This is a genomic window from Acutalibacter sp. JLR.KK004 (assembly GCF_036941085.1).
Classification (GTDB): domain Bacteria; phylum Bacillota; class Clostridia; order Oscillospirales; family Acutalibacteraceae; genus Acutalibacter.
On sequence record NZ_JAYMNQ010000001.1, the window covers coordinates 921,772 to 947,858 of the forward strand.

Consider the following 26,087-nt stretch of genomic DNA (forward strand, 5'->3'; position numbering starts at 1 on the left):
ATACTTTTTGTGGGATGTATGCCCCATTATGAATACGAAAATGTAGCTCAGATACGAGGTGTAATGTATATGAAAATAATTGCTATTATAGAGGATGACCAGCATATCGGGGACATTCTGGAAAGGACGCTGACCCGTGAGGGGTATGGGACGCTCCGGGCATATTCAGGAACGGAGGCGCTCTACCTGCTCTCTGAACATACGCCGGATCTGATACTTCTGGATTTGATGCTCCCCGGACTGCCTGGAGAGGAAATCCTGCCCCGGATGCAGGGAATTCCTGTTATTGTAGTCAGTGCAAAAGTTGGGATAGATGATAAAGTTGATATGCTGCTTGGTGGGGCGGCAGATTACATCACAAAGCCCTTTGACATGAAAGAACTGCTTGCCCGTATCACGGTACAGCTCCGCAGGAGCAGCGGGAGGGAGCCGTCTTCTATCTTATCCTGTGGTGACCTCAGGCTGGATATGGTGTCCCATGAGCTTGCTGTAAAAGATATTCCGGTAAAGCTGACAAAGACGGAATATGCCATACTGAAACTGCTGATGCAGAACCCGAAGCAGGCTATTTCAAAGGCTGTGATCCTTGACCGGATATGTGAGGACACGCCGGACTGTACGGAGCGTTCCCTGAAACAGCATATCAGCAACCTGCGGAAGAAGCTGCGTGATGCCGGAGACAGGGAATATATAGAGGCGGTCTGGGGGATTGGGTTTAAGCTGGACGTGTGGTAGATTTTGACCATTTCTTGACTTTTTTCTTGACCGCTGCCTTGACCATTTCGTTATAGAATGGGGCAACGAACATAAGGAGGCAGAAGATTATGGAATATTGTCTGACAACTGCTATGCTCTGTAAGCAGTATAAAAGCTTCAAGGCACTGGACGGGCTTACCATGCACGTCCCCAAAGGGGCAATCTATGGACTTGTTGGCAGGAACGGGGCGGGGAAGACCACGCTGATCCGTCTGATTGCGGGCATTCAGGAGCCGACTTCCGGCGGATACACACTTTATGGGGTGAAAAATACGGACAGGGGGATACACAAAGCCCGCCGCCATATGGGGGCCGTGGTGGAAACACCATCCATCTATATGGATATGAGTGCAGAGGAAAATCTGAAAATACAGTACCGTGTTTTGGGGCTCCCGAATTATGAGGGAATCCCGGAACTGCTGCAGTTGGCCCGCCTGGATGGCTGCGGGAAGAAAAAAGCAAAGCATTTTTCGCTTGGGATGCGCCAGAGGCTTGGGATTGCCGTTGCCCTCTGCGGCTCGCCTGATTTTCTGGTTCTGGATGAGCCTGTCAATGGCTTAGACCCGCAGGGGATTGTTGAAATCCGGGAGCTTATCTTAAGGCTGAACCAGGAGCAGCAGATTACCATCCTTATTTCCAGCCATATCTTAGACGAACTGTCAAAGCTGGCTACACATTACGGTTTTGTGGACAGGGGCGCTATGGTGAGGGAAGTAAGCGCCGCAGAGCTGGATGCTGCCTGCCGGAAATGCATCCGCCTGTCAGTGACTGATACAAGGGCGTTGTGCCGGGTACTGGACGGCATGGGAATGGAATATAACATCATTTCTGAGTCGGAGGCAGACATATATGGGGAGGTCAGCGTCACACAGCTTGCAGTCGCCCTTGATAAAGAGGGATGTGAAGTCAGGTCCATGCACGAGCATGACGAAAGCCTTGAGAACTATTATATGAACCTTATGGGAGGTGGCAGGAATGCGTAACCTTATTTATGTGAATATGATGAGACTGAAAAAGAACAGGATTTTCCGTGCGGGGGTGGCCGTGTCAATGGCATATGTTGCATTCCTCCTGTTCATGAACTATCAGGAAGCGGCAGACACGCCGGAGACTGTGATCCGGCAGCTCAACTGGTATTTCCTTTCCACACTGCCCGTTGCGAGCGCATTCTGCTCTGTATTCTGTGGCATGTTTCTTGGAACAGAATACAGCGATGGGACAATGAGGAACAAGCTGATGGTGGGGCATACCAGAAAAGAGATTTACATTGCAAATCTGTTCACTGTTTATCTGGCAAATGCCTTTGTGTACCTTTCAGGCTGCTTTGTCACAGCCGTTATGGGAACTGCGATGTTTGGCTGGAACCTGGCAAACCCAATGCAGCTTGCTTTCCGTATGTTCAGCGGAATCCTGATGCTTGGGGCGTATGCCGGGGTATTTACCCTGCTGTCCATGCTGATTGGTAACAAGGCCATTTCCGCAACTGTCTGCATGGTATTGTATGCCGCGATGTTCATAGGCGCCCCGTTTTTACAGACGGCGGTATTCAGCTATTACCACGGTGCGTCGCTGAACCATATGCCCAGCGAATCCATACGTCCCTTATTGGAATTTTTATATGATTTCCTTCCGGTTGGGCAGGAGCTTCAGATTTCGGGCATCTTTATCCATCTGTACCGGCTCCCGCTGTATTCTGTCATCTGCATTGCACTGACAACTGTCTGCGGGATGGCAGTGTTTACAAAAAAGGATTTAAAGTAAGGAACGGGGGTGGGATGGTGTTTCCGTGGGTTTTGTGCTGTCTGCTGTTTTTTTTAAATGCCCTGTGGGTTTTGAAGATACTGCTTATGAAAAAAGATTTAAAGGGCCTGGCTGCCCAGTTCCGGGATTATTTAAATAAGGAAACAAACAGCCTGCTCACCATTCCCACCCATGACCGCCATATACGGAAAATAGCTGCGGAGATAAATACGGGATTAAGGAACCTGCGGGGAGTGCGGCATAAATATATGAATGGCGACAGAGAATTGAAGGACGCCGTGACGAACATCTCACATGACCTGCGGACGCCGATCACCGCCATATATGGCTACCTTGACCTGCTGGAGCATGAGGAAGATGTGGAAACAGTAAAATTTTACATCGGGCAGATACAGAATAGGACGGACTGCCTGCGGCAGCTTACGGAGGAGTTGTTCCGGTATTCGGTGATCGTTTCCTCATGGCAGGGTGTCTGTGAAGAAGCCGTGCTGAACCGGATACTGGAGGAGAGCCTGCTCGCCTGTTATGGGGAGTTTGCACAGAAAGGGATAGAACCGGAGATTGAGATTACAGAGGTTCCGGTCCACTGCCGAGTAGACCGTCCTGCTTTTGACAGGATTGTCAGCAATATATTGAGCAATGTCCTGAAATACAGTGACGGCGACTTACGGGTGAGGCTGGATGCAGACGGGACGATACGTTTTACCAATTCTGCAAAGAGCCTGACTCCGGTTATGGTAGAGCGTTTGTTTGACCGCTTTTATACGATTGAGACCGGGAGAAACTCAACCGGGTTAGGGCTTTCTATTGCAAAGGCGCTTACTGAGCGCATTGGTGGAAAGATAGAGGCAGTTTATACAGATGGGAAGCTGACAATATCACTGAGGTTTCAGGGACAGAATCAGTAAAGCACAGACCGCCGCACGATGGCCTTCATCTGCCATATGCGGCGGTCTGTCTTTTACGCAGACAGGCCGGGCGGCCTGATAAGGGAAATTACTTGGAAGGGTAATATGCGGGTAGGCTTATCGGACGAAAAGCGAAAAACTTTAGGGGTGTTTTTGATATTTTTGCGCTTCATTTATGCCTTTCGTTCCCGAAAAGTGGTCGTTTCGTTCCCTCCGCCCGAAAAATAGAAATTTTCTGCCGATATAAAAGGTGAATGCCTTTGCAGGATTTGAGGTGATGGATTTTGGAAATAGCAGTTGTAGATGATGAAAAAGCGATCAGGGAGCATATATGCGCCCTGATCGAAGAGCAGAAACCGGGGAGCCATATAGAAGCCTATGCCACGGGCGGGGAGCTGCTTGCGTCGGGGAAACGGTTTGACATTGTCTTCCTTGATATACAGATGGACGGCATGAACGGCATTGAGGCGGCGAGGAAACTGCGGGAACGGCAGGAGGACACCGTCCTCATATTCATCACGGGCATTAAGGAGTATGTGTTCGATGCCCTTGACCTTTATGCGTTCCACTACCTGTTAAAGCCCGTGGACGAGGGGAAATTTGCGGAAGTGCTTCAAAGGGCGGCAGGGGAGGCAAAGAAAAAGAAGGAAAAGAAATGCCTTTTCATCCGGACGAGGAACCTTACGCTTGACCAGTCTGACATCCTGTATATCGAGAGCAGGGCAGGAAGATTTTTGATATGTACCTTGCGGGAAACGGCAGCCAGAAGATTAAGAAACAGCTTGAAAAAGACGGCGACCTCACGGCGATGGGGAAGAGCCTGTGGCATTACGCCACCATCAGCCATATCCTGAAGAACCGCCTCTACTGCGGCGAGCTGGAATACCGGAAGGAATATGTGCCGGACTACCTCGAACAGAAAAGGGCGAAGAACAACGGGGAGTTGGAGCGCATCATCGTGGAAGGGAAGCACCAGCCCATCGTCACCAAAGAGGAATTTGAAAAGGTGCAGAAACTGATAGAGGAAAAGAGGCCGCAGATGGAGCATTTCAGGAAGAACAGGGGCATCCACTCGGATGACCTCTGGCGCAGGAAGCTGCGGTGCCAGTGCGGACACGCTTTCGCAAAGACCAGGTGGCACTCCAAGTCAAGGGACTTCACCACCTACACCTACAAGTGCTATGACCAGACCCGGACGGGGACGGTTTCAGCAAGGCTGAAAAACGGCCTGAGTATCGAGGGCGTCTGCCGGGTGCCGCTGGTGCAGGACTGGAAGGTACACACGATGGCGCAGAAAGTCCTCCACGCCGTTTTCGATGACCCGGAGGGGACGCTCCGGGAAGCAGCGGCAGTCCTCGGCCTCGGCGCGGCAGGGGTGGAGCAGTCGGAAGTCCTGCGGGACAAGGAAATCATAGAAGAACAGCTCAAAAAGGAGCGGGGGCGCTACGAGACGCTGCTCGATATGCGGATGAACAACGAGATACCGAAAGAGGTATTCAGCCGCAAGCAGCAGGAGGTGGAGAAAAAGATAGCGGAGCTGGAACAGCAGATGATGCAGTACGGCGATGTGAAGCCTGCCACGGAGGCGGACGTGAGCGGCAAGCTGGAAAACCTGCAGAGGCTCATGGGGCAGCCGCCCGTGCCGGAGGATGGGGAGTTTTCGGAGGAAGATATCGATAAATATGTTTTCGGGGTAAGGGTTTACGAAGACCGCTTTGAGTGGCTCTTAAACTTAAGCCCCGAAGCCCGCGGGGAACTGGACGATGCCGGTTCCCCTGTTTATTTTACGAAGCTGACGGTCACGCCGGATGACGAGCGGGCATGGTTCAAGATGCACCCGCAGTGGTCAAAGTCCAACAAATATGTGGAACTGGAGGCATGGATTTATATTTAGACGAAAGAGACAGGGCGGAAGGGCTGTGGCGGCCTTTCCGTCCTGTCCGGCATTTTGCGGTCTTACTCTGTAATCATTTCTTTTACTTCTGTTGGCAGGCATTTCCCTAAAAACATAGCCTTGCAGTCGGAAAATCCAAGCAGATATGCAAGCATCCCAAACCGGGAGCCCAGCGCGTTCTGCTCACAGACGTAGCGGTCGATGAGCAGCCGGATTTCTTTTGATAAATCCATCCTGTCCAGTTCGCCGGAGTATATGTCCGACTTTCGGAGAATCGCCTGGTATTCCCCGTCACCGCTTACAATGCCGTTCATGACACCGTTCATGCGTGTGTCCATCAATTGGTATAATGCAGAATCTTTTTCCAATCCAATCCCTCCTTCCGTGGTGTTGTAGCTTACCTCTGAATTTGGGATTTAGCAAGTGGAAAAATAAAAAGCTGGAAAACCATCTTGTGGCATCCGACATTTTCTGATAATATATTCGCATGGGGTACTGCCATAACGGGTAGGCGGTCAGTCCTTCTTTGCAGAGGGGACTGCCCCTCTGACTACGGGTAAAACCGGGAAAGGGGGGATGCTTGATGAGTGACTATGAACTGCTGACGGTTGTTCTGATGATTCTTGGAATCATCGTTTCGATCTTGATAGCGTACATAAACCACACAAAAAAGTGACCGCCCCAGCCAAAGGTAAGGTCACTTCTTTGTAAGTAATTTTATCGGGGCTGACCGTCTATCGGCAGTATTCCCTTTTGTGTTTTTATTGTAACAGATTCCCCCGCATCTGTCAAACGCTGCGGAGCGTTCCGCTGAAATCATTTTATAGCGGATTCCGCATAAAGGCAAGGGGTTAATTTGTCGATTTGTCGAATCGCAAAATAGGGTGGGGTAAATTCCGCACAGGTGGGGTAAAAGGGGTAAATTATTTACCCCAGGGGTAAAAGTCATCAGAATCTAACAGCGGCACAGGCGGCTATTCAGAAATAATGCCATAGGAATTTTGGCACTCGCAGGCGAAAGTATTGAAGAATGGCTTAAAATAAGCTGAAAGCAAGGCTTTCAGCTAGGTTTTTTAGGCTTGGTGGGGTTCACTGGAATGGTTGGTGAACCCCATTTTTTCGTGTTTTTAGATGCCGCTGATAGGATGGTGATAGGGGGAAAAATCGTACTATCAGGCAAAAGTATACTTTCACGCAAAAGTCGGGGGTTTCCGTGATAGTATAAAGCTGAAAGGCGTATTAGTTTGACGGAAAATGCTGTTGGAATATGGGGGATATGATACAAACACGGAAACTGCTCGGAGTTTTCGTGTTTGTATATGAGTTTCCATGATAGTTTGGAATTTTGCCTGTTAGTATGCTGTAGATGTTAATGGAATATTGAAGATAGGTGTGGTGTAGATATAGTAATAAAAAGCATGGAGCCTTATAAAAAAGTATAGGTTTATAACTGCCTGTCTGCTAATTTTACTGGCATTTCTATTGTTCAATATTTTTAATAGAAATAGGAATTCGACCATAGAAACATTCAATGCGGATGCTGCAACAAAGGAAGAAATTACAGACGAACTGGTCATAGCATTATTATTTATTAGACCTCTTGCGAAATTAGGCAAAGCGGATAGCGTGTTCAACCAGGATACGTTCCCTTGAAATCCCGCGGTTATCTTTGCGTTCTTGTTTGGACAACGGATGATTCTTGGAACGCTTTTTCGGCAGGAGAGAATTGGCGTGTATCTGGGCAATCCCCTGGTATCCTGTATCCGCCTCCAACACCGTTTCTGCCTTGACATGGACATGAGAATCCTTGAATAGTTGAAAATCATGCCTCTTTCCGTTAGAAAATGCCAGTGCAATGATTTCTCCGGTTTGAAGGCGGACAAGCATCTGTGTTTTCAGTGTGTGCCGCTTTTTCTTTCCGGAATAGAATCGCTTTTGCTTTTTTTAGGTCGTTCAATGGGCGATTCCGTTGCGTCAACCAGAATCACCTCATACTCGGCATCACTTTTCAGCGGCGCTTTCCGTCCTGGCAGCGAAAATGTCCCATCCCGGATCAGCGTGTCTTCCACCCACTTGATTCCTCGGTAGATGTTGCTTTCCGCTATCCCATAACTGGCCGCTATATGGGCATAGGTACGGTATTCCCGCAGATATTCCAGGGTGGCCAGCAGCAGATCCTCTATGCTCAGCTTTGGCGTCCTCCCACGGCGCCGGTGCTTTTCCGCATATCCTTTTTGCAGAATTTCTACCATCTTGTCAAATGTTGCCCACTTTACCCCGGTAATTCTCCGAAATTTTGTGTTTGAATATTCCGCTAGCTTTTCGTATTTCATGCCTCTATTTTATCGCACTATTTTTATTTTCGCAAGAGGTCTAATATAAGTGCGGAAGAAAACAAAGCCCCTAAAATGAGGCAGGACAGTTCTTCTGCATTTGACACATTGAACGTAATTTAGCGAAAAAGATAGTGAAAAGAAATCTTAAATATGCTATAATATAAAAAACACAAGCATATCGTGTCTCTTTTCGACACGGAAAGGAGCGGGAACAATGCGGTCGAAAAGATGCGATAAATTGAACCCGCATTTTGTGTTCGGGAGAAAGCCAAAGAAAAGATGGGAGATACAATTACAAAATATACCAGAGCATTGAGAATGAAGGAAACAGCTTCTTACGGCGTGCCGCTGGTGCTGGCCACCCGGGGAGAGGAAGGCTCCTGCGCGCTGTATGGAGGCAGACTGACCATCGTCCCCGCCTTGCCTGCGGAAAAGGTTTTGGATACCATGGGCGCAGGGGATTCCTACCTGGCGGCGCTGCTGTGCGAATTGCTGAAGGCATCCCCTGCAGGCGTTTTGCTGGAAGGGGCTTTCGGCTGCGGGATACCGATTGCCGGGCGCACAGAATTGGAAGAATGGGAGAAAATGAAACCAAAGGAGGTGGGCGGATGAAGCTGGCGGCTATTGGCAGCAACTGCATTGATTTTTACCAAAACCTGGAGGGCGGCCTGCCCTGCCCGGGAGGCGGCCCTGTGAACATGGCGGTTTACACCCTGCGGCTGGGGGGCACGGCCTCTTACATTGGCCCGGTGGGGGATGACCCTTACGGGGCGCTAATGCAAAAAGCCATGGGGGAAAAAGGCGTGGATGTGTCCCACCTTCACGTCCTGCCTGGGGCTACGGCAGTCTCCCAGGTGGAGCTGCGGGACGGCGAACGCATTTTGGGGGATTATGACGAAGGGGTGCTGGAAAATTATACGCTCTCCAGGGAAGATATAGATTTCATCTGCACCCATGACGCGGTTGTCTGCGATTTGTGGGGCAAGGTGGAGGGGTTTTTCCCGGAGCTTCGCGCCCGGGGCCTGCCCACAGCCTTTGACGGGGCCATACGCCCCGATGACCCTGCGGGCCGGAATGCTCTGCCCCACACAGATTATTTCTTTTTCTCCCCGGATTCCGGCGACACCCCGGCATTGCGGGAGCAGCTCAGGCGTTACCATGCCCAAGGCCCCAGGCTGGTGACTGCCATGCTGGGGGAGCAGGGCAGCCTCTGCTTTGACGGGGCAGCCTTTCACAAGTTTGGCGTTGTCCCCTGTCCGAAGGTGGTGGACTCCATGGGCGCGGGGGACAGCTACATAGCAGGGTTCCTTACAGGTATCATTGGCGGGGCGCCTGTGGAAAAGGCTATGGAAATGGGCGCCGCTGCCGCTACGGAAACCTTACAGTATTTTGGCGCGTGGTAACAGGCGCATCAAGTAAAAGGAGCATGAAAATGGAATATACACCTACTGCCTGGGCAGAACCCCAGGGGCCTTGCCTGCGCAATTTTGACGAACAGGGCGACCTGGACAGCATAAATGGCGCGCTGGCTTTGCGGCCCGAAATTGAAAAAATTGTAGACCAGATTTGGGAGGAGGGCTTTGACCGCATTTTCTTCATGGGCATAGGCGGGACTTACGCCTCGGCCATGCAGGCGGAGGTCTACATGCGGGGGCGTTCCGCCCTGGACGTTTGCGCTGAAAACGCCGCCGAGTATCTCACCACAGGCAACAAGCGGCTGACAAGCCGTTCTGTGGTTGTCTACTCCAGCGTGTCCGGCAACACCCTGGAGATGGTGGGCATGGTGGAGAAGGTCAAGGCCCTGGGAGCCAGGGTGCTGGCTTTCATCGACACGCCCGGCTCGGTCCTCACCCAAGAGGGCAGGCGGGATTACCTGGTGGTGTACCCTAAAAACGAGCAGTTGAAGTTCTACATGCTGGCAAACTACCTTATGTACAAAAACGGCGAGTTTGCCGAGTATGACCGCTATAACCGGGAGATGGAAGCCAGCCTGGCCCGAGGCCTGGTGGAGATTGAAAAGGATGCGGACAGATGGGCCTGGGAATTTGCCAAAAGCAAGGCCTTCTTCCTCCAGAAGCACCCCGATGTGCCCCACTATTTTATCGGGGCAGGCAGCCAGTGGGGCGCCGCCTACTCGTATGCCATGTGCTATTGGGAAGAGCAGATGTGGATACGCACCAAGTCCATTACCTGCGCAGAGTTTTTCCATGGAACCATGGAGATTATCACAGCGGACACGCCGGTTACCCTGTTCATGGGAGAGGACGAGCAGCGTCCCCTGGCAGAGCGAGTGGCCCGGTTCCTGCCGAAGGTATGCGGAAACTATACGGTTATCGACACAAAGGAACTGCCTATGCCTGGCATCTCCCCAGAGTTCCGCGGCTCTGTTTCCCATTTGATGATGCACGCCGTAAACAACCGTGTGGACGCTTATCTGGAGCTTTTCCTCCGGCACCCCTTATCTATCCGGCGGTATTACCGGCAGTTTGAATATTAAGGAACCACGGAATATAGTAAACGCGTTTGAACATAGAAAAAGTGCCGGATTTTTAAAACAGGCCCTTCCAGTAACTGTAAAATGCGCCGCAAACCGTCATATGTCTCGTTTGGGGCAAAAAGATGATGCTTGCGTTTTTCAAACACGTCCTGATCATCCCAAGAAGAAATTTCAAAGGGAGGTTGAAAAGCCGTGTTTCGCCCTCACCCATCAAACATCTGGCGCATGTAGAGAAGCAGCTTTTTCTCACGGCGGCTCACCTGCACTTGGGTCATGCCCAGAATCCGGGCGGTTTCGGTCTGGGTTTTGCTCTGGTAATAGCGCAGGGCAATCAGCTTCTGATCCCGTTCCTCCAGGGTGTGGAGGATGGCCTGGAGGGTAAGCTGCTCGGTCATTTTTTCCTCCGGGGCCTCCACAGGGATTTCAAGCTGCTCCCCTTCCTCGCCGCCTGTCAGAGACACTGGCGCCCGGCAGGCTCCTAATGCCAGGGCCGCTTTTTCCGGGGCCACCCCCAGCCTGTCCGCAATTTCCCCCAGGCTGGGGCTTTGGCCTGTTTCCTTTTGCAGTTCCTCTGCCGCCGACTGGGCTTTCCGGCCCAGCTCCCGCAGCCCCCGAGACACCCGCAAGGCCCCGCCGTCCCGGAAAAGCCTGCGCACCTCTCCCAGGATGACAGGCACAGCATAGGTGGAAAACCGCACGCCCCTTGTGCTGTCAAAGTTTTCCGCAGCCTTGATAAGCCCCAGGCACGCTGCCTGGAACAAGTCTTCATATTCCACGCCCTTGCCCATGAACCGCCTTGCGCACAGGTGGGCAAGCCCCATGTTCTCCTCCACGTCCTGCACCGGGAGGAGGGGGGCCTCACTCCTTGCGCCCAAAGTGCTTTGTCAGGGTTACGCTGGTGCCCCGGCCCACTGCCGAGGTGACCCGCACGCTGTCGCAGAAGCTCTGCATGACCGCAAAGCCCAGGCCGGCCCGCTCCTCGCCCCCGGTGGTGAAAAGAGGCTCCATGGCCTTTTCGATGTCCGGGATGCCGCAGCCCTTGTCCCGCACCCGCACCACAGCCTTGCCGCTTTCATAAAGCTTGACGGTTATGTACACAGTGCCCATGCGGTCTTTATAGCCATGTACGATGGCGTTGGTGACAGCCTCGGAAACAGCGGTTTTCATGTCGGTCAGGTCTGCTACCGTAGGGTCAAGCTGGGACAAAAACGCCGCCACTGCCGCCCGGCCAAAGCCCTCGTTTACGGAATTAGAGGAAAAGCACACCTGTGCCTGATTCAGCGCTTTCATCAGCCAGCCCTCCTTTCAATGGCGGCCACCCCGCTGATACCCGCCAAATCTACCATTTTTGTAAGGTTCTGGGAAAGGCCGCACAGCACCACATGCCCCCGCCAAAACCCGCACAGCCGCACCCGGCCTAAAATAAGCCCAATGCCGGAGCTGTCCATAAAGGGCACCCCGGTGAAGTCCAGCCGCAGGCAGTATGGCTTCAGCTTCTGGGCTGTATCGTCTATAGACTCCCGCATTTCCTTGGCGCTGTGGTGGTCGATTTCTCCAAAGAGCTTTGCCGTCAGCACGCCTTCCTTGTAGCTTAACTGCACGTTCATTTTTTTCATCCTTTCTTTTTGCTTCCTAAAACCTTGGGGCGCCGCCCCAAACCCCGCAAACCTTTTTAAAAAAAGGTTTGACCCAAAAACTATGTTTTTCAAAGTTTACTATATTGTTTAAAAAAAGAAGGCCCCTGCAAAAAGCAAAAGCCTTTTGCAGAAGCCTCCGCCCTTTTACAGGGCTATTGTAGCAGGCGCGTTGTGCAATTTTTCGGGAAGCGTGTCAGGTTTGCAAATTTTCCAGCTTTCCTTTAAGCTGCTCCCGGATTTCGCTGGCAAGATAGAAAGATCCGCAGACAATGAGGGCGTCATCCCTGGTCATATCCTTCATGGCGGCGGCAATGGCCTCGCCGCAGGTCTGTGCCACCGACACGTTCCGGCAGAAGGCCCGGGCTGCTTCCGCCAGCTTTTCTCCAGGCAGTGCCCGGCCCCAGTTAGGAGTGATGGCAATCAGCTTGTCAAAGGCGGGGCCAACGGCCTCCAGGAACCGGCCGCTGTCCTTGTCCGCCATAATACCCATAATGGCGATTTTCCGCTGGGGCACAAAATCCTCCAGGGCCGCACGTAAAGCTTTGGCGCAGCCGGGGTTGTGCCCGCCATCCAACAGGCACAGGGGCTGCTGGGAGATGACCTCCATCCGCGCCGGGATAAAGGCCTTTTGAAAGCCTCTTTTTAGGGCTTCGTCGGAAATGGCAAAGCCCTCCTTGCGCAGGATTTTGATAACCTCCAGCGCTGTGGCGGCGTTTTTCACCTGGTGCCCTCCCAGGAAAGGGGTATGCAGGCGCAGGCTTGCGCCCTGCATATCCGCCGCAAAATCTGTGCCAAAGATGGAGGCCGCCTCCACCTGGATTTTCCCCATGTCCGGGATAAACAGCTCCGCGCCCTTTTCCCGGCACACTTCTTTTATCTGTTCCAGAACTGCCGGGGCCTGCTCCGGATACAGGGCCAGGCGGCCCCCGGCCTTGATAATGCCCGCCTTTTCAGCGGTAATCTTCTCCAGGGTGCCCCCTAAAATGGCGGTGTGATCCAGGGAGATGGAGGTAATGGCCGCTGCCGCCGGGGTTTGGATGATATTGGTGGCGTCTGTAATGCCGCCCAGGCCCACCTCCAGCACCACGACATCGCATTTTTTCCGGGCGAACCAGTCAAAAGCCAGGGCTGTGATGCACTCAAATTCTGTGATATACTGGCCCCGCCTGTCCATTTCCTCTATAAAAGGCCAGATGCGCTCCACTTCTTCCGCCAGCTCTTCCTTGGGAATCATCTCCCCGTTTATCTGGAAGCGCTCCCGGAAATCCAGCACATAGGGCGAAATGTAATATCCGGTTTTGTAGCCGCTTTCCCGCAGGACAGAAGCCGCGAGGGTGCAGGTGGTGCCCTTGCCGTTGGTGCCCGCCACGTGGACGAACCGGAGGGCGTCCTGGGGGTTCCCCAGCAGGCCCATCAAGGCCGTGATATTTTTCAGCCCCGGCTTTACGCCGAAAAGCAGGCGGCTGTCAATTTTTTCTATAGCTTCTTCGTAGGTCATGGGCAGCACTCCTTTCAGAGGGAAAAACATGAAAAGCTTTGGAGAATACGGGATCCCGGCGCTGCCGGGATCCCGCTTCTGTGTCAGTTATTTTGGTTCAAATGAAAGCCCATTGGGTTTCCCGCAGGGAAACAAGCAGGTTTTGGGAGCCGCCGCCGGGAGTTTGCTCACGGAGACGGCTGGCAAAGCCTGCGCAGGCCGCGCCAGCGGCCCATGGGCGGGGCAAGGCATCGTGGTTTTTCGATCAAACCTTTTTTTCAAAAAGGTTTGCGGGGTTTGGGGCAGCGCCCCAAGGTCAGGCCCTGGGGGTTACCGGAAAGCCGCAAGGGACTCTTCAATCATGCGCACCTTTTCCCGAAGCTTTTCGCCGTTCTGCTTCACGCCGTCAATCACCTTCTGGGGCGCCTTGGACATAAAGGTTTCATTCTGAAGCTTGGCGTTCACTGTATCCAACTGCTTCTGGGCGCTTTCCAGCTCCTTTGTAAGCCGGGCGGTTTCAGCGGCCCGGTCGATGAGATCGTCCATGGGCAGGTATCCCCGACAGGCAGCAGTCACCACTGTGACAGCCCCTTCCATGGCGGCAAAGCTTTCCTCGATTTCCACGCCGCTGCAATAGGCCAGGCGGGCAATGGCCTCCTTCTCCGTCTCAAAAGCGGCAGGGGACTGGGTTTCAATATAGAGATGGGCTTTCCGGGAGGGGGGCACGTTCATCTCGCTGCGGCGGGTGCGCACAGCGGTTATCAGCTCTTTCACCTTCTCCATCTCTTTTTCGGCCTCCGGGAAATGGAGGGCTTCGTCATACACAGGCCAGGGGGCCACAATCAGGGCCTCGCCCTCGTGGGGCAGGCTCTGCCAGATTTCCTCTGTGATAAAGGGCATAAAGGGATGCAGCAGCTTTAAGGTACTGCACAGCACCCACACCAGCACCTGCCGGGCAGACTGGGCCGCTTCCTCGTCCGTACCGGACATGGGCAGCTTTGCAAGCTCGATAGTCCAGTCGCAGAACTCGTCCCAGAGGAAATCGTAAATTTTCTGCACAGCAATGCCAATTTCAAATTTCTCCAGGTTTTCCGTAACTTCCTTTGCCACTGTGTTAAACCGGCTGACAATCCACTTGTCCGCCAGGGTCAGCGTTTCCGGCAGGGCGCAGGGCACGTCTTTGCCGTCAATGTTCATGTGGATGAACCGGGCGGCGTTCCAGATCTTGTTGGCAAAGTTCCGGCTGGCAGCCACCTTGTCTGTGGAGAAGCGCATATCGTTGCCAGGGGTATTGCCGGTGATGAGGAACAGCCGCAAAGCGTCTGCCCCGTACTCGTCAATCACCTTTACGGGATCCACGCCGTTGCCCAGAGATTTCGACATCTTCCGGCCCTGGGCATCCCGCACCAGGCCATGGAAGCAGACCTTCTTAAAGGGAATGTCCCCGGTATGCTCCAGCCCGGAGAAAATCATTCTTGCCACCCAGAAGAAAATGATATCAAAGCCGGGCATCAGCACGTCGGTGGGATAGAAATATTTCAAATCTTCCGTCTTTTCAGGCCAGCCCAGGGTGGAGAAGGGCCACAGCGCCGAAGAAAACCAGGTGTCCAGGGTGTCCTCGTCCTGCTTCAGGCGCTTTCCTCCGCACTTGGGGCAGGTATCGGGATCCGTCTCGGAAACGATGGTTCCCCCACAGTCTTCGCAATACCAGGCCGGGATGCGGTGCCCCCACCAAAGCTGACGGGAAATGCACCAGTCCTTGATATTTTCCATCCAGTTGTAGTATACCTTTGTGGCCCGGTCTTCCGGGATAAACTGGATTTTTCCGCTTCTCACGGCGTCAATGGCAGGCTTAGCCAAAGGCTCCATTTTCACAAACCACTGGGTGGAGATCCTTGGCTCCGCCACGGTGTGACAGCGCTGGCAGGTGCCCACGTTGTGGGTCAGCGGCTCCACCTTGATAAGGAAGCCGCCCTCTTCCAGGTCTTTTACAATCTGCCTGCGGGCGTCCATCCCTGCCATCCCGGCATACTTACCGCCGTTTTCGTTGATGGAGCCGTCCTCGTTCATCACGTTGATAATGGGCAGGTCGTGGCGCTTGCCCACCTCAAAGTCGTTGGGGTCGTGGGCGGGGGTGATTTTCACCACGCCGGTGCCGAAGTCCATCTCCACATATTCGTCCGCCACAATGGGGATTTCTTTATCCACAAGGGGCAGGATAACATTTTTGCCGATTAGGTGCTTGTAGCGTTCATCCTCCGGATGTACCGCCACAGCAGTGTCTCCCAGCATGGTTTCCGGGCGGGTGGTAGCAAGCTCCACATACCCGCTGCCGTCTGCCAGGGGGTAGCGCAGGTGCCAGAAGGAGCCATTCTGTTCTTCAAAGACCACCTCAATGTCGGAAAGGGCGGTCTGACAGTGAGGGCACCAGTTGATCATCCGCTCGCCTCGATAGATCAGCCCCTTTTCATAGAGCTTCACAAACACATGGCGCACTGCTTTGGAAAGTCCCTCGTCCATGGTGAAGCGGGAACGCTCCCAGTCGCAGGAAAGGCCCAGGAGCTTCTGCTGCTCCACAATGCGGCTGCCGTATTTTTCCCGCCAGGCCCAGGCACGCTCCAGAAATTTTTCCCGTCCCAGGTCTTCCTTGGTGACTCCTTCCTCCTTCATGACGTCCACGATCTTTGCCTCTGTGGCGATGGAAGCGTGGTCCGTGCCGGGCAGCCACAGGGCGGAATAGCCCTGCATCCTTTTCCAGCGAATGAGGATATCGGGCATGGTGGTGTCCATGGCATGGCCCACATGGAGCTGCCCGGTGATATTGGGCGGCGGCATGACGATGGTGTAGGGCTTTTTCTGGGGGTCAGCCTCTGCGTGGAAATAGCCGCCCTGCATCCAAAAATCATAGATGCGGCGCTCCACCTCTTTTGGCTCATAGGCCTTGGCAAGATCACAGCTCATTTTCATCTGTCCTTTCTACTTCTATAACTGGCAAAACCGGGCAGAACGCCCTTCTGCTTCTGTGTTTTTCCGGGAGAAACATCCCTGAATCTACATTATCGTATTTCCTGGAGAAAATGTCAAGTGGGAAAACAGGGCGGGGCAGGGCGACAGCATTTAAGTTCCCAACAAAATGGAGAGGAAGGTATCAGGATTAAGGGAAGCGCGGAAGCGGCGTTTCTGTAGGCTTGATTTACGGAGATTAGGGTTCTGACAATTTTTACAGAGAGACAGAGCAACCTTGCGAAGGACATTCAGGTTGAGCGGTGACATATCTTTCCTTGCTCTGGAGCTATCCTCGTCAAAAATAACATCCAGACACCAATGCAGCTGGTTTTCAATAGACCAATGGCATCGTACCGCATGGGCAAAACGTGGCAGTTCGGTTAGCGAGGAGATGAAATACCGAGTATCAGTAGAAGTTTCCCTATTCCTTGTAACAGTTGTGCGAACCTCTCCCACTGACTTTAGGCCACTCCAGTCTTTCTGTTCCGGCAGCCAGGACAGGTCTGTTAATAAACGGTATTCCCGTTTTTCTATTCGGCCATGGTCTTTTTCATCTGTGCTGAACAGAGGGATTTCTTCCCGAAAGCTGTCAAAATACAGAACAACATTCTCCAGTAGTCCAGGCTGGTTCCTTTTCAGGGCAATCACATAGTCAGCTTTTTTACTGGTAATTGTTCTTACGATCTCCTTCTGGCAACTCATGGCATCCGCTGTCACGATATTGTTTTTTATCTCCAACAGCTCCAGAAGTTCCGGTACAGCAGTGATTTCATTGGACTTTTCTTCGGTAACGATCTCTCCCAAAGTGACCTGATTTTCCGCCACGAAAGCACTTACTACATGATATGCCTTGTGATTATGGTTTCCGCTTCCACAAATCGTTTTACCATCTACTGCAATTACACTGCCTTCTTTTCGGTTGTTGGCCAGCCAGTCATACAGACTTTCGGCCAGCATTTTAGGGTTCAATCGCTCGAAAATTCGCCGGAATGTGTCACTGTCTGGTATCCCATTTGGCAGTTCCAGGAAGTTCCTTAGCCATTCCTCCCGTTCCCTTCCGAAATCCTCCATATCCGAAAAATCACTGCCGTTGCATACCAGAGTACACAATCCGATTATTAAAATGTCCTCCAATTTGTGCAGTACATGGCCTCGGTCCGTTCTTCTCGGGTCCTCTACCTTTTCCAGTGCTGTTTTTAATCTTTCTATTTCCATTCCTCTATTTTACCATGTTCCGACAAAAAGTTAAATGCTGTCGCCCTGCCGTAGGGACAAAGCCCCGCCGCCTGCTGTATACCTGATTTAGACAGCAGAGAGCAGAAATAAGGCAACAGGTTATTCCTGAAAATTTTCTAGAATTTCTCCACATGCAAAACCCGGCGCTGCCGCAACGCCGCGCCGGGCGGTTCCTGAACGGGCAGCAGGCTTTTTCCCTCCATGCCTGTTCCGGAAGAGCAGCCTGTGTTTACAGGGGCTGGGTTTCCGGGCGCTGGCGCAGATAGCGGCTGATTTCCTCCTCAGTGTCCATGGCCATCACCGCTTCTGCCGCAAGGCGGGCTTCCGCCAAAGACCAGTGGGAAATAAAATTGCGCACTGTCAGGACAGAGGCTGGGGCAACGCTGAAATCTGTCAGGCCGAAAGCCAGAAGCAGGGGGGCCATCAGGGCGTCGGCGGCGGCTTCGCCGCACATGCCCACCGGGATATGATGGGCGTGCGCCTGCTGGACAATGTGCCGTATAGTCCGCAGGACACAGGGCTGGAGGGAAGAAAACATGCCGGAAATCTGGGGATTGTTCCGGTCGCAGGCCAGCATGTAGCCGGTGAGGTCGTTGGTGCCGATGCTGAAAAAATCCGCGTCCCGGGCCAGCACATCTGCCAAAAGGGCGGCAGACGGGGTTTCCACCATAATGCCCACAGGAATGTGGGGGTCAAAGGCCATGCCCTGGGCAGTCAGCTCCACTTTAGCCTTTTCCAGCAGGGCGCGGCCTGCCCAAAGCTCCTCCGGGGTGGAGATGAGAGGGAACATCAGCCGCACATTCCCCCAGGCGCTGGCCCGGAGGACGGCCCGGAGCTGGGTGTATAAAATTTCCGGGTGCTGCAGGCAGTACCGGATGCCCCGCAGGCCTAAAAAGGGATTTTCCTCCTTGGGCATGTTCAGGTAAGGCAGGGCCTTGTCCCCGCCTAAATCCAGGGTGCGGATGGTCAGGGGCCTGTCCCCCAGAACTGCCGCCGCCCGCTTATAGGCGGCAAACTGCTCTTCCTCCCCGGGAAGCCTCTCCCTGTCCATAAAGAGAAATTCCGTGCGGAAAAGGCCCACGCCTTCGCCGTCCTCTTCCAGCACCTTCTCCGCGTCCTCGGGCTTGCTGATATTGCAGTAAAGCCCGTAGGTTTCCCCGCTGGCTGTTTGGGTGGGCATGCCCCGGAGCTTGTTAAGCTGCCGCCTGCGCCGCAAAAACCGCGCCCGGCGCTGGCGGTATGCCTGCACCACTTCCCCGTCCGGCTCAGGGATTACCTGGCCTTCGGTGCCGTCCACAATGACAAAGGAGCCGGGCTTTAAAAGGGTGGTGGATCCGGGCAGGCCCAGCACAGCCGGCACCTGCAAGGCCCGGGCCAGAATGGCGGAGTGGGAAGTCCTGCCGCCGATTTCCGTTACAATGCCCACAATGTTTTTCGGGTTAATCCCCGCCGCCACAGAAGGGGAAATCTCCTTTGCCACCAGCACTGTGCCCTTGGGGGCCTTTGTCACCTCAATTTCCTTCAGGCCCAGCAGCACGCACAGCAGCGCTGTGCGGATGTCCCGGATATCTGCGGCCCGCTGCTGGGTCATATCGTCCCCGGAAGCTAAGAACATGGCGATAAAGAGCTGGCAGATTTGATCCAGCGCCGCCTCGGCCCGCTGGCCCTCTGCAATGCGCTTTTCAATCTCCCCCTGGAAATAGGGGTCGGAAACCATCTGGATGTGGGAGGAGAGGATCTGGGCCTCCTTGTGCCCGGCAGATCGGCGCAGCAGCTCCGCCTGCTTTGCCGTATTCCTGCAAAAGGTTTCCATGGCCCCCTGGAAGCGCAGCAGCTCCGCCTTGGGGTCTGCCGGGGGCAGGTCGCTGTAAACAAGGCTGTGTTCCTCCAAAAGCATTACCCTGCCTAAACCAATGCCGTCCGAAGCGGCAATCCCTTGCAGCATACCTCTGCCCCCTTTCTAGTCCCGCGGAACGGTATCATACTATATGGGATATTATACTGGATTCTCCTCCAAAATGCAAGCCGGAAAATCCCGGTTCTTTGGGAAAAAGAGACAAGAAAAAAACAAAGAAAAAAGGCCCCGAAGGGCCTTCTTCACTTTGCCGCAGGGTCTTTGTCCCGCTCCCATACCAGCGTGCCATAATCCTGCACAGCCTGTTTGATTTCTTCCGGCGGCAGACCGAAGCTTACATGGTTCATCATGTCGTAATCCTCGAAATAGTACGCCTTGGAAATAAAATTTCCCCATTCTTCCTTTGGCGGATCTATGCCATAAAAGGAGGCATACGGCGCATAAAATGTCCAGTCCAGATCCAGGTAGTATAAATTCGGCCCCGAGTTCCGATAGTCCATCAAATGCAGCTTTGCCAGCAGCATATGCCCCAAGGTCGCCCGCCGGCTTATTAAAAGCGCCCACTCTGTATCCTCCCGGCTCTCGTCTAGGGGAACGGCCTTGCAGTTCAGCCCCACCTGGGGGGAATCCTCGGAAAAGGTCAGCCGCAGTGCGCTGTCAATGGGCGTGCCGTCCCCCCATTCCGTGGTAAACTGCACGTCCAGCAAGTCGTCAACAGGGAAATCCACCGTGATAACGTTCAGCAACACCATCACCCCGGCAGCCGCCCCTCCCACCACCAGCAGGACGGACAGGGCAACCAGCATATATTTCATGCGGATCCGCCGTTTCACCCGCTGCAAGGCGGAAACGCCGGGGGGCGGGGCCAATGGCACAAGGGCCAGTTTTTTTTCATCCTGCAAATTGTGATAAACCTCCTGGCAGGGCTCGCAGCCCGCAAGGTGCTCCTCCACGGCGGCTGCAGTTTCCGGGGCGCACACGCTGTCGTGGTACAGGGGCAGCAGATCCCGTATAATGGAACAGGGCAGCTTCACGATAATTCCTCCTTTATTTTCAGTTTCGCCCGGTGGTAGGTCACCCTGGCCCAGCTCTCCGTTTTGCCGAACAGGGCGGCTATCTGGGCAAAGGGCAGTTCTCCCAGCGCCCGCAGCCAGAACACCTCCCGGTACGGCTCCTCCAGGGTGTGGAGCACCCGGTGGATGGCCAGGGCCTGCTCCTTGTCCCCGAAGCGGCTTTCCATGTCAAAGGGGTCGGGGGCGTCCTCCGGCAGGGCCTTGGTGCGCCTGTGCTTTTCCAGCAGGGAGAAATAGGTGTTTTTGGCAATCTGGCACAGCCATGCCCCCATACTGCACTCTCCCCGGAAGCTGCCGATTTTCCGCAGGGCCTTAAAGAAGGCCTCCTGAGTGGCCTCCTCCGCCAAATCCGGATCGTGGCCCAGCTTCAGGATGTAGCCGTATACCGCTTCAAAATATTCGGTATACACCTGGTCAAACTCCTTCATCTTCCCCGCCCCCTTTGTCTTTTAGACCGGCAAAAAGCCCTTTTGTTACAATTTTTTTACAAAAAAGCAGAAATAAAATACAGGCCGGGATCTGCCCCGGCCCGCGCTTTATCTGCCATTTATTTCATCCAGGCCCTTCTGCCAGGCATCCAAACCTTCTTTCAGCTGCTCTCCCTGCTCCCCGAAAGCCTCATCAATGATGGTGTCCACCTGCCTTTGCGCCCAGGCATTGATTTCCTCCTTTGTAGGGAAATAGATAGAATCGGCAACTAAAACTATATCTTTATGGAGTGGATCTTCCTTTATGGTTCCATGGACGGAAACAACATCACCGCTCATAACGCGGCCCTTCTCATCCGAATAAATCACTTCAATATATTGCCCCATCTGCCCGTTCATCAGCATAGTAAACCTCCGGTTCCCCCTGAGCCGTATTCACTGACCACCTCCCCGAATATAATAACCTGCTTGCCGATATAGTTTGCCGGATAGCGCTGCAGTTGTTCATAGCCCACGTTGGAATCGAAATTCGACTCGCCGAAAGCAGGTTCGGGCACAGGCGTGGGCAAAGCCGCAAGTTCTTCCTGATAGCTGGAAAGCACCGCCTCCCGCTCTGCAATCATGTCAAGGGCTTCTGTGTTTTCCTGTATGGTTTCTTCCAGGCGTGAAACCGCCCGATCCTGACTATAAAGGGCATTCTGTGTCTCCGCTTCTATATCGAGAATCTCCAGCAAATTGCTCAGCAGGGCAATAAAAAAGCAAATAGCCGGGATGGCAAGAAGAACCGTTCGCCTTCTCCGTTCTTTTTTCAGGCTTTTTTCCAGAAAATATTCCTGCTGGTCAAAGTATTCATGCTGTCTCATCCTCCTCGTCCCCGTTTTCCAGTTCCGCTTTCCTCTCGTCCAACAGAGCCTTTGTCTCCGCAATGGATTCCTCCAGTTCCGCAAGACGGGATTTTTTCTCCGCAAGAGCATCCTCCGCGTCAGATAATTGGGAACAATACGTGTCCAGTTCCGATTGAGCCATATAAAGTTCCCAGTCCGGCTCGCCTTTAGCGTCCGCAGCCACTATCACTGCCGCTATCAGAAGCGCGATAATCCCTAGGCCCACCCACGTAATGCGTTTCTTTTTCCTTTCATGTTCCGCCAGCTTCGACTGTAAATCCATATCTCCCTCTCCCATACTATATTCTTATATAAGTATATATCTATATAAATTGTCAAGGCCAGCGGCAGTCTTTTATAGTTATTTGGGGGTGACGCTATGAAAACAGGCATACGCATCAATCTGGACGTGCTGCTGGAAAGCAGGGGAATCACCCGGTACGAGCTGGCGAAACGCACCGGGATACAGTACATATTATCGACCACTATTATAAAAACAGAGTAACGCGCTATGACAGCGATCTGCTGCTGCGCATGTGCAATGCCCTGGACTGCGAAATCGGCGAGCTTATCCAGTTGACATAAATGCAGCAATATGAACCGTCCTCCCCTGCCCGGCCCTGCTGCTGTGCGGGGAAAGGGACGGGGCGGCGGTTTCCACCACGGCGCTGCCCAGGATAGTGAGTGTAGACGGCGTGTTGAAGTCCAGCAGGCCGCGAAAGTCCTCGCCGGTTCGATAGGGGGCGGGGTCGATCCCGCAGCGTGAGAGCAGCATATAGCCCACGCTGTTCTCTACGACAGCGCTGTATGCAGCCAGCAGATTGTCCTCGTCCAGCTCTTCCAACAGGCTGCCGGGCTTGTGGGCTGCCAGGTCCTCCAGGCGGTCGTCTATCGTGTATGCGGTGGCCTTCCGGGCAGCGGCAAGCAGGGTTTCGGCAAAGCCAGAGGCGTCCTCCAGCTGGCCCAGGTAAGATTCCATAGCCTTGACTATCCCCTTTTGATGTTCTGGCCGGACGTGCCAGAGAGGAAAGGCTTAGACTTATCTGTTTCTCTGGTATCGGCTATGTCGTAGTAGTATACCAGTTTCTTCCCGCCGCCCTCCGGCACAGGGATGCCTTGACATGGACATGAGAATCCTTGAATAGTTGAAAATCATGCCTCTTTCCGTTAGAAAATGCCAGTGCAATGATTTCTCCGGTTTGAAGGCTGACAAGCATCTGTGTTTTCAGTGTGTGCCGCTTTTTCTTTCCGGAATAGTATCGTTTTTGCTTTTTTTTGGTCGTTCAATGGGCGATTCCGTTGCGTCAACCAGAATCACCTCATACTCGGCATCACTTTTCAGCGGCGCTTTCCGTCCTGGCAGCGAAAATGTACCGTCCCGGATCAGCGTGTCTTCCACCCACTTGATTCTTCGGTAGATATTGCTTTCCGCTATCCCATAACTGGCCGCTATATGGGCATAGGTACGGTATTCCCGCAGATACTCCAGGGTGGCCAGCAGCAGATCCCCTATGCTCAGTTTTGGCGTCCTCCCACGGCGCCGATGCTTTTCCGCATATCCTTTTTGCAGAATTTCTACCATCTTGTCAAATGTTGCCCGCTTTACCCCGGTAATTCTCCGAAATTTTGTGTTTGAATATTCCGCTAGCTTTTCGTATTTCATGCCTCTGTTTTATCGCACTATTTTTATTTTCGCAAGAAGTCTAATGCAAACAGACATACACTTTTGTGAAAAGTGAGAGTGCGGAATGAATCACCTGTTCAGTTCTGAACACCAAGGTTTAGACAACGGCAGGTGATTTTTATTTTTCGTGGAAAATCTGGGTGTCTCAGTTCCCCTTCATCCCAGCAGCCAGTCCAGCTCCATTTCCAGCCGGGCAATCTCCACCTCCGGCTTCACCCGTTCCCCGTGGAAGTCGCTGCCGCCGGTGGCATGGAGGCCATGCTTTTCTGCAAGGTGCAGATAAAAGGCCTGCTGCTCCGGGGTGTGCTTGGGATAGTAGCACTCAATGGCGTCAAGGCCATAGCCCTTCAGCTTGATAACCAAATCTTCCAAAGGCCCGTTTTCCAGCTTCACCTGGTAGGGGTGGGCAAAAGACACCTTGCCGCCTGCATTTTTGACAGCCGCCACGCATTCCTGGGCGCTGGACTTGCGGCGTTCGATTTTCTGATACTCCTCTGTGTCCAGATAGCGGTCAAAGGCCTCCCGGTTGTTTTGCACATACCCCCGGCGCACCATCACCTGGGCAAAGTGGGGCCGCCCGATAATGGCGCCGCCTGCCAGCTCCTCTACCTCCCGCAGGTCAATGTCCACGCCCTTCTCCCGCAAAAACGCGGCAATGCGGTACTTCCGCTCATCCCGGGCAGCCTGCATCTTTTTGCAAAGCGCCTGTATGCTGGGCGCGTCGGCTGAAAAACCATAGCCCAGTATGTGCAGGCTGGGATATTCCCTGGCGCTCAGCTCCACGCCCCGCAGCACCTTCACCCCCAGCCGCTCCCCGGCGGCAATGGCCTCCTGAGCGCCGGAAAAGGTGTCGTGGTCTGTCAGGGCCAAAACCTGCAGGCCCTTTTCCTTTCCCATTTTAACCAGCTCCCCGGGGCTGTACTGCCCGTCGGAAGCTGTGCTGTGCATATGCAAATCCGCAGCCACCAAACCGCATCCACTCCTTTATATCATGTAGTATAGCCCACCAGGCCCGGCTTTGTCAACCAGACAGGCAAAACCCGGGCCCTCCCGGCAAAACAGCTTGCTTTTTTGGGAAAGTGTGGTACAATAATATAAGCCAAAGTTTTCTTTGGCGGGCAGCTTGTTTTTCAACAGGCTGCTGCTTGCCGCTGGCCCTCTTAAATTTTCGCTGGGAGGGTAGACAGCCCCGCCTGTACAGAACGCAGGCGTAGATCGCTGAATCACGGGCAGTCCCCGTGGTAGAAAGGATGGTAAACCATGAACACACAAGCCTTTGAATCTTACGAATCCCAGGTGCGCTCTTATTGCCGGAACTTCCCGGCAGTGTTCACCACTGCCAAAGGCCCCTTCCTCTATGACGAGGACGGCAGGGAGTACATCGACTTTTTCTGCGGCGCGGGAGGCCTGAACTATGGGCACAACCCTGATTTTATCAAGGAAAAAGTGATCCAATACCTCCAGGAGGACGGCGTCATGCACGCCCTGGATATGTACACCGCGCCCAAACGGGATTTTATCGAATTTTACGAGGAAGAAATACTCAAGCCCCGGGGGCTGCCCTATAAGCTGCAGTTTCCCGGCCCCACCGGCACAAACGCCGTAGAGGCGGCCCTGAAGCTGGCCAGGAAAGTGAAAAAACGCCAGAACGTTTTTGCCATGATGGGCGCGTTCCACGGCATGACCCTGGGTTCCATTGCCCTGACCACCGACGCTTCCAGCCGGGCCGGGGCCGGGGTGCCCCTTGCAAACGTCACCCACATCCCGGCGCCCTATATGTTCCCGGAGCTGGATACGGTGAAATATATGGAAACCCTGCTGACAGACGACCACTCCGGCGTGGAAAAGCCCGCCGCCCTTATCCTGGAGACAGTGCAGGCCGACGGCGGCATCAACCCCTTCCCGGTGGAGTGGCTCCGGGCTGTGCGGGATCTATGCGACCGCCACGGCATCCTGCTGATAGTGGACGATATCCAGGTGGGCTGTGCCCGCACCGGCTGGTTCTTCTCCTTCGAGCGGGCAGGCATTGTGCCGGACATTGTCACCCAGTCCAAGTCCATCGGCGGCTATGGCATGCCCTTTGCCCTGGTGCTGATAAAGCCGGAGCTGGATATCTGGGAGCCAGGGGAGCACAACGGCACCTTCCGGGGATACCAGCTTTCCATGGTGGCGGCAAAGGCCGGGCTGGAGCTGATGCTCCAGGAACGGGTGGAGGAAAAAGTACGCGGGCAGGAGCCTGTGATAGCCCGGTACATGGAGGAAATCCGCGCCCTTGACCCGGACAGGATTAAAACCCGGGGCATTGGCTTTGTGTGGGGCATTGACTTCTGGCGGTATGACCGGGATGGCGTGATGTCCAAGAAGGTGCTGGACATCTGCTTTGAAAACGGCCTGATTGTAGAGCGGGTGGGCCGGGGCAACACAGTGGTGAAGGTGTTCCCAGAGCTGCTCATTGACGAGGAAACCCTGTGCAGGGGCCTGGAGATTCTAAAGAGGTCTGTCAAGCAGGCTATTGGATAAAAATAAAATATATGGGCCGCCGGGGCTTCCCAGCGGCCTTTTTTGCGGCTATCCCTTGCACCTTTGGGCCGTATGCTTTATAATAAATAGTGAGAAACCCAGGAAATCCCCGCTGGGCAGCCGCCGGGGAGGATT

Annotated in this window: 29 protein-coding genes and 1 pseudogene; 12 read left to right on the forward strand and 18 right to left on the reverse strand. The window is 53.7% G+C overall.

What is annotated here, in order from left to right; translation table 11 throughout:
* The first annotated feature begins 69 nt into the window (after window positions 1–69).
* From VSQ30_RS05310 to VSQ30_RS05335, 6 genes are all read left to right on the forward strand, one after another.
* A complete protein-coding gene (locus VSQ30_RS05310) occupies window positions 70–735 on the forward strand; it encodes a response regulator transcription factor (RefSeq protein WP_334462538.1) in 666 nt (221 codons plus the stop codon).
* An 89-nt stretch (window positions 736–824) separates the two neighbouring features.
* Entirely contained in the window at window positions 825–1,739 is a 915-nt protein-coding gene (locus tag VSQ30_RS05315) for an ABC transporter ATP-binding protein (protein WP_334462539.1), read from the forward strand.
* Window positions 1,732–2,517, forward strand: coding sequence for an ABC transporter permease (locus tag VSQ30_RS05320; protein WP_300809760.1), 786 nt, complete (start codon window positions 1,732–1,734; stop codon window positions 2,515–2,517). Before VSQ30_RS05315 ends, VSQ30_RS05320 begins: the two co-directional genes overlap by 8 nt.
* Before the next feature lie 86 nt (window positions 2,518–2,603).
* Window positions 2,604–3,425, forward strand: a complete 822-nt coding sequence (locus tag VSQ30_RS05325; RefSeq protein ID WP_300809763.1) for a sensor histidine kinase — start codon at window positions 2,604–2,606, stop codon at window positions 3,423–3,425.
* 284 nt (window positions 3,426–3,709) lie between these two features.
* Window positions 3,710–4,279 (forward strand): LytR/AlgR family response regulator transcription factor, encoded by a 570-nt coding sequence (locus tag VSQ30_RS05330; protein WP_334462540.1) that lies wholly within the window; start codon window positions 3,710–3,712, stop codon window positions 4,277–4,279.
* On the forward strand, window positions 4,165–5,319 hold the full coding sequence (locus tag VSQ30_RS05335) for a recombinase family protein (protein ID WP_334462541.1): 1,155 nt from the start codon (window positions 4,165–4,167) through the stop codon (window positions 5,317–5,319). Before VSQ30_RS05330 ends, VSQ30_RS05335 begins: the two co-directional genes overlap by 115 nt.
* Before the next feature lie 62 nt (window positions 5,320–5,381).
* Here VSQ30_RS05335 and VSQ30_RS05340 read toward each other — a convergent pair whose 3' ends face one another.
* The 3 genes from VSQ30_RS05340 to VSQ30_RS05350 all read right to left on the reverse strand — a co-directional run bounded on the left by VSQ30_RS05340 (window position 5,382) and on the right by VSQ30_RS05350 (window position 7,652).
* On the reverse strand, window positions 5,382–5,687 hold the full coding sequence (locus tag VSQ30_RS05340) for a hypothetical protein (RefSeq protein WP_016293580.1): 306 nt from the start codon (window positions 5,685–5,687) through the stop codon (window positions 5,382–5,384).
* Window positions 5,688–6,927: 1,240 nt separating this feature from the next.
* Window positions 6,928–7,206, reverse strand: a complete 279-nt coding sequence (locus VSQ30_RS05345) for a transposase family protein (protein WP_334462542.1) — start codon at window positions 7,204–7,206, stop codon at window positions 6,928–6,930.
* 8 nt (window positions 7,207–7,214) lie between these two features.
* A complete protein-coding gene (locus tag VSQ30_RS05350; RefSeq protein ID WP_334462543.1) occupies window positions 7,215–7,652 on the reverse strand; it encodes a transposase family protein in 438 nt (145 codons plus the stop codon).
* Between the two features lie 282 nt (window positions 7,653–7,934).
* Between VSQ30_RS05350 and VSQ30_RS05355 the strand changes: the two genes are divergently transcribed.
* From VSQ30_RS05355 to VSQ30_RS05365, 3 genes are read left to right on the forward strand one after another with little or no spacing between them, the layout of a single operon-like run.
* Complete coding sequence (locus VSQ30_RS05355; protein WP_334462545.1) at window positions 7,935–8,267, forward strand: PfkB family carbohydrate kinase; 333 nt, start codon at window positions 7,935–7,937, stop codon at window positions 8,265–8,267.
* The gene (gene frlD / locus VSQ30_RS05360; protein WP_334462547.1) at window positions 8,264–9,058 is read left to right on the forward strand and encodes a fructoselysine 6-kinase; all 795 of its coding nucleotides are present in this window, start codon (window positions 8,264–8,266) and stop codon (window positions 9,056–9,058) included. Before VSQ30_RS05355 ends, frlD begins: the two co-directional genes overlap by 4 nt.
* Before the next feature lie 29 nt (window positions 9,059–9,087).
* Window positions 9,088–10,152: an SIS domain-containing protein gene (locus VSQ30_RS05365; RefSeq protein ID WP_334462549.1), complete on the forward strand. Its 1,065-nt coding sequence runs from the start codon at window positions 9,088–9,090 to the stop codon at window positions 10,150–10,152.
* Between the two features lie 203 nt (window positions 10,153–10,355).
* Here the strand turns inward: VSQ30_RS05365 and VSQ30_RS05370 are convergent, their stop codons facing one another.
* From VSQ30_RS05370 to VSQ30_RS05425, 12 genes are all read right to left on the reverse strand, one after another.
* Entirely contained in the window at window positions 10,356–11,027 is a 672-nt protein-coding gene (locus VSQ30_RS05370; protein WP_334462550.1) for a sigma-70 family RNA polymerase sigma factor, read from the reverse strand.
* Window positions 11,011–11,442 carry an anti-sigma F factor gene (gene spoIIAB / locus VSQ30_RS05375; RefSeq protein WP_160642371.1) on the reverse strand — a complete coding sequence of 144 codons (432 nt, stop codon included), beginning with the start codon at window positions 11,440–11,442 and terminating at the stop codon, window positions 11,011–11,013. Before spoIIAB ends, VSQ30_RS05370 begins: the two co-directional genes overlap by 17 nt.
* Complete coding sequence (locus VSQ30_RS05380) at window positions 11,442–11,768, reverse strand: anti-sigma factor antagonist (protein WP_334462552.1); 327 nt, start codon at window positions 11,766–11,768, stop codon at window positions 11,442–11,444. Before VSQ30_RS05380 ends, spoIIAB begins: the two co-directional genes overlap by 1 nt.
* 214 nt (window positions 11,769–11,982) lie before the next feature.
* Entirely contained in the window at window positions 11,983–13,287 is a 1,305-nt protein-coding gene (locus VSQ30_RS05385) for a bifunctional folylpolyglutamate synthase/dihydrofolate synthase (RefSeq protein ID WP_334462553.1), read from the reverse strand.
* Window positions 13,288–13,596: 309 nt separating this feature from the next.
* Window positions 13,597–16,227 (reverse strand): valine--tRNA ligase, encoded by a 2,631-nt coding sequence (locus VSQ30_RS05390; RefSeq protein WP_334462556.1) that lies wholly within the window; start codon window positions 16,225–16,227, stop codon window positions 13,597–13,599.
* A 156-nt stretch (window positions 16,228–16,383) separates the two neighbouring features.
* On the reverse strand, window positions 16,384–17,487 hold the full coding sequence (locus tag VSQ30_RS05395; RefSeq protein WP_334462467.1) for an ISAs1 family transposase: 1,104 nt from the start codon (window positions 17,485–17,487) through the stop codon (window positions 16,384–16,386).
* Between the two features lie 250 nt (window positions 17,488–17,737).
* Window positions 17,738–19,453: a phosphoenolpyruvate--protein phosphotransferase gene (ptsP, locus tag VSQ30_RS05400; RefSeq protein ID WP_334462559.1), complete on the reverse strand. Its 1,716-nt coding sequence runs from the start codon at window positions 19,451–19,453 to the stop codon at window positions 17,738–17,740.
* Between the two features lie 152 nt (window positions 19,454–19,605).
* Window positions 19,606–20,397, reverse strand: a complete 792-nt coding sequence (locus tag VSQ30_RS05405; RefSeq protein ID WP_334462562.1) for a zf-HC2 domain-containing protein — start codon at window positions 20,395–20,397, stop codon at window positions 19,606–19,608.
* Window positions 20,394–20,864 carry an RNA polymerase sigma factor gene (locus tag VSQ30_RS05410; protein ID WP_334462563.1) on the reverse strand — a complete coding sequence of 157 codons (471 nt, stop codon included), beginning with the start codon at window positions 20,862–20,864 and terminating at the stop codon, window positions 20,394–20,396. The genes VSQ30_RS05405 and VSQ30_RS05410 overlap by 4 nt, the downstream gene beginning before the upstream one ends.
* A 108-nt stretch (window positions 20,865–20,972) precedes the next feature.
* Window positions 20,973–21,269, reverse strand: a complete 297-nt coding sequence (locus VSQ30_RS05415; protein WP_334462564.1) for a hypothetical protein — start codon at window positions 21,267–21,269, stop codon at window positions 20,973–20,975.
* Complete coding sequence (locus tag VSQ30_RS05420) at window positions 21,263–21,727, reverse strand: hypothetical protein (protein ID WP_334462565.1); 465 nt, start codon at window positions 21,725–21,727, stop codon at window positions 21,263–21,265. Before VSQ30_RS05420 ends, VSQ30_RS05415 begins: the two co-directional genes overlap by 7 nt.
* Window positions 21,714–22,031 (reverse strand): hypothetical protein, encoded by a 318-nt coding sequence (locus tag VSQ30_RS05425; RefSeq protein WP_334462566.1) that lies wholly within the window; start codon window positions 22,029–22,031, stop codon window positions 21,714–21,716. The genes VSQ30_RS05420 and VSQ30_RS05425 overlap by 14 nt, the downstream gene beginning before the upstream one ends.
* Window positions 22,032–22,127: 96 nt before the next feature.
* On the opposite strand from VSQ30_RS05425, the gene VSQ30_RS05430 reads away from it, so the two are divergent.
* Both VSQ30_RS05430 and VSQ30_RS20595 read left to right on the forward strand, forming a co-directional pair.
* Window positions 22,128–22,253, forward strand: a complete 126-nt coding sequence (locus tag VSQ30_RS05430) for a helix-turn-helix domain-containing protein (protein ID WP_334462567.1) — start codon at window positions 22,128–22,130, stop codon at window positions 22,251–22,253.
* 17 nt (window positions 22,254–22,270) lie between these two features.
* Complete coding sequence (locus VSQ30_RS20595; RefSeq protein ID WP_350339952.1) at window positions 22,271–22,333, forward strand: hypothetical protein; 63 nt, start codon at window positions 22,271–22,273, stop codon at window positions 22,331–22,333.
* On the opposite strand, the gene VSQ30_RS05435 is transcribed toward VSQ30_RS20595, so the two are convergent.
* From VSQ30_RS05435 to VSQ30_RS05445, 3 genes and pseudogenes are all read right to left on the reverse strand, one after another.
* A complete protein-coding gene (locus VSQ30_RS05435; RefSeq protein WP_334462568.1) occupies window positions 22,317–22,727 on the reverse strand; it encodes a hypothetical protein in 411 nt (136 codons plus the stop codon). The two genes, VSQ30_RS20595 and VSQ30_RS05435, sit on opposite strands and share 17 nt — an antisense overlap.
* A gap of 139 nt (window positions 22,728–22,866) precedes the next feature.
* Window positions 22,867–23,411: pseudogene (locus VSQ30_RS05440) on the reverse strand (transposase family protein); the annotation flags it as partial.
* A gap of 177 nt (window positions 23,412–23,588) precedes the next feature.
* A complete protein-coding gene (locus tag VSQ30_RS05445) occupies window positions 23,589–24,398 on the reverse strand; it encodes a PHP domain-containing protein (protein WP_334462570.1) in 810 nt (269 codons plus the stop codon).
* A gap of 294 nt (window positions 24,399–24,692) precedes the next feature.
* Between VSQ30_RS05445 and ectB the strand changes: the two genes are divergently transcribed.
* Window positions 24,693–25,952, forward strand: coding sequence for a diaminobutyrate--2-oxoglutarate transaminase (ectB, locus tag VSQ30_RS05450; protein WP_334462572.1), 1,260 nt, complete (start codon window positions 24,693–24,695; stop codon window positions 25,950–25,952).
* Window positions 25,953–26,087: the final 135 nt, after the last annotated feature.

What these genes read in the sequence shown, in the direction of transcription:
- VSQ30_RS05310 (WP_334462538.1), top strand. Translation starts at nt 70, where the DNA reads ATGAAAATAATTGCTATTATAGAGGATGACCAGCATATCGGGGACATT.
- VSQ30_RS05315 (WP_334462539.1), top strand. Translation starts at nt 825, where the DNA reads ATGGAATATTGTCTGACAACTGCTATGCTCTGTAAGCAGTATAAAAGC.
- VSQ30_RS05395 (WP_334462467.1), bottom strand. Translation starts at nt 17,487, where the DNA reads ATGGAAATAGAAAGATTAAAAACAGCACTGGAAAAGGTAGAGGACCCG.
- VSQ30_RS05350 (WP_334462543.1), bottom strand. Translation starts at nt 7,652, where the DNA reads ATGAAATACGAAAAGCTAGCGGAATATTCAAACACAAAATTTCGGAGA.
- frlD (WP_334462547.1), top strand. Translation starts at nt 8,264, where the DNA reads ATGAAGCTGGCGGCTATTGGCAGCAACTGCATTGATTTTTACCAAAAC.
- VSQ30_RS05335 (WP_334462541.1), top strand. Translation starts at nt 4,165, where the DNA reads ATGTACCTTGCGGGAAACGGCAGCCAGAAGATTAAGAAACAGCTTGAA.
- ectB (WP_334462572.1), top strand. Translation starts at nt 24,693, where the DNA reads ATGAACACACAAGCCTTTGAATCTTACGAATCCCAGGTGCGCTCTTAT.
- VSQ30_RS05320 (WP_300809760.1), top strand. Translation starts at nt 1,732, where the DNA reads ATGCGTAACCTTATTTATGTGAATATGATGAGACTGAAAAAGAACAGG.
- VSQ30_RS05325 (WP_300809763.1), top strand. Translation starts at nt 2,604, where the DNA reads ATGAAAAAAGATTTAAAGGGCCTGGCTGCCCAGTTCCGGGATTATTTA.
- VSQ30_RS05355 (WP_334462545.1), top strand. Translation starts at nt 7,935, where the DNA reads ATGGGAGATACAATTACAAAATATACCAGAGCATTGAGAATGAAGGAA.
- VSQ30_RS05365 (WP_334462549.1), top strand. Translation starts at nt 9,088, where the DNA reads ATGGAATATACACCTACTGCCTGGGCAGAACCCCAGGGGCCTTGCCTG.
- VSQ30_RS05410 (WP_334462563.1), bottom strand. Translation starts at nt 20,864, where the DNA reads ATGAAGGAGTTTGACCAGGTGTATACCGAATATTTTGAAGCGGTATAC.
- spoIIAB (WP_160642371.1), bottom strand. Translation starts at nt 11,442, where the DNA reads ATGAAAGCGCTGAATCAGGCACAGGTGTGCTTTTCCTCTAATTCCGTA.
- VSQ30_RS05420 (WP_334462565.1), bottom strand. Translation starts at nt 21,727, where the DNA reads ATGAGACAGCATGAATACTTTGACCAGCAGGAATATTTTCTGGAAAAA.
- VSQ30_RS05345 (WP_334462542.1), bottom strand. Translation starts at nt 7,206, where the DNA reads ATGCTTGTCCGCCTTCAAACCGGAGAAATCATTGCACTGGCATTTTCT.
- VSQ30_RS05430 (WP_334462567.1), top strand. Translation starts at nt 22,128, where the DNA reads ATGAAAACAGGCATACGCATCAATCTGGACGTGCTGCTGGAAAGCAGG.
- VSQ30_RS05435 (WP_334462568.1), bottom strand. Translation starts at nt 22,727, where the DNA reads ATGGAATCTTACCTGGGCCAGCTGGAGGACGCCTCTGGCTTTGCCGAA.
- VSQ30_RS05425 (WP_334462566.1), bottom strand. Translation starts at nt 22,031, where the DNA reads ATGGATTTACAGTCGAAGCTGGCGGAACATGAAAGGAAAAAGAAACGC.
- VSQ30_RS05390 (WP_334462556.1), bottom strand. Translation starts at nt 16,227, where the DNA reads ATGAGCTGTGATCTTGCCAAGGCCTATGAGCCAAAAGAGGTGGAGCGC.
- VSQ30_RS05385 (WP_334462553.1), bottom strand. Translation starts at nt 13,287, where the DNA reads ATGACCTACGAAGAAGCTATAGAAAAAATTGACAGCCGCCTGCTTTTC.
- ptsP (WP_334462559.1), bottom strand. Translation starts at nt 19,453, where the DNA reads ATGCTGCAAGGGATTGCCGCTTCGGACGGCATTGGTTTAGGCAGGGTA.
- VSQ30_RS05415 (WP_334462564.1), bottom strand. Translation starts at nt 21,269, where the DNA reads ATGCTGATGAACGGGCAGATGGGGCAATATATTGAAGTGATTTATTCG.
- VSQ30_RS05380 (WP_334462552.1), bottom strand. Translation starts at nt 11,768, where the DNA reads ATGAAAAAAATGAACGTGCAGTTAAGCTACAAGGAAGGCGTGCTGACG.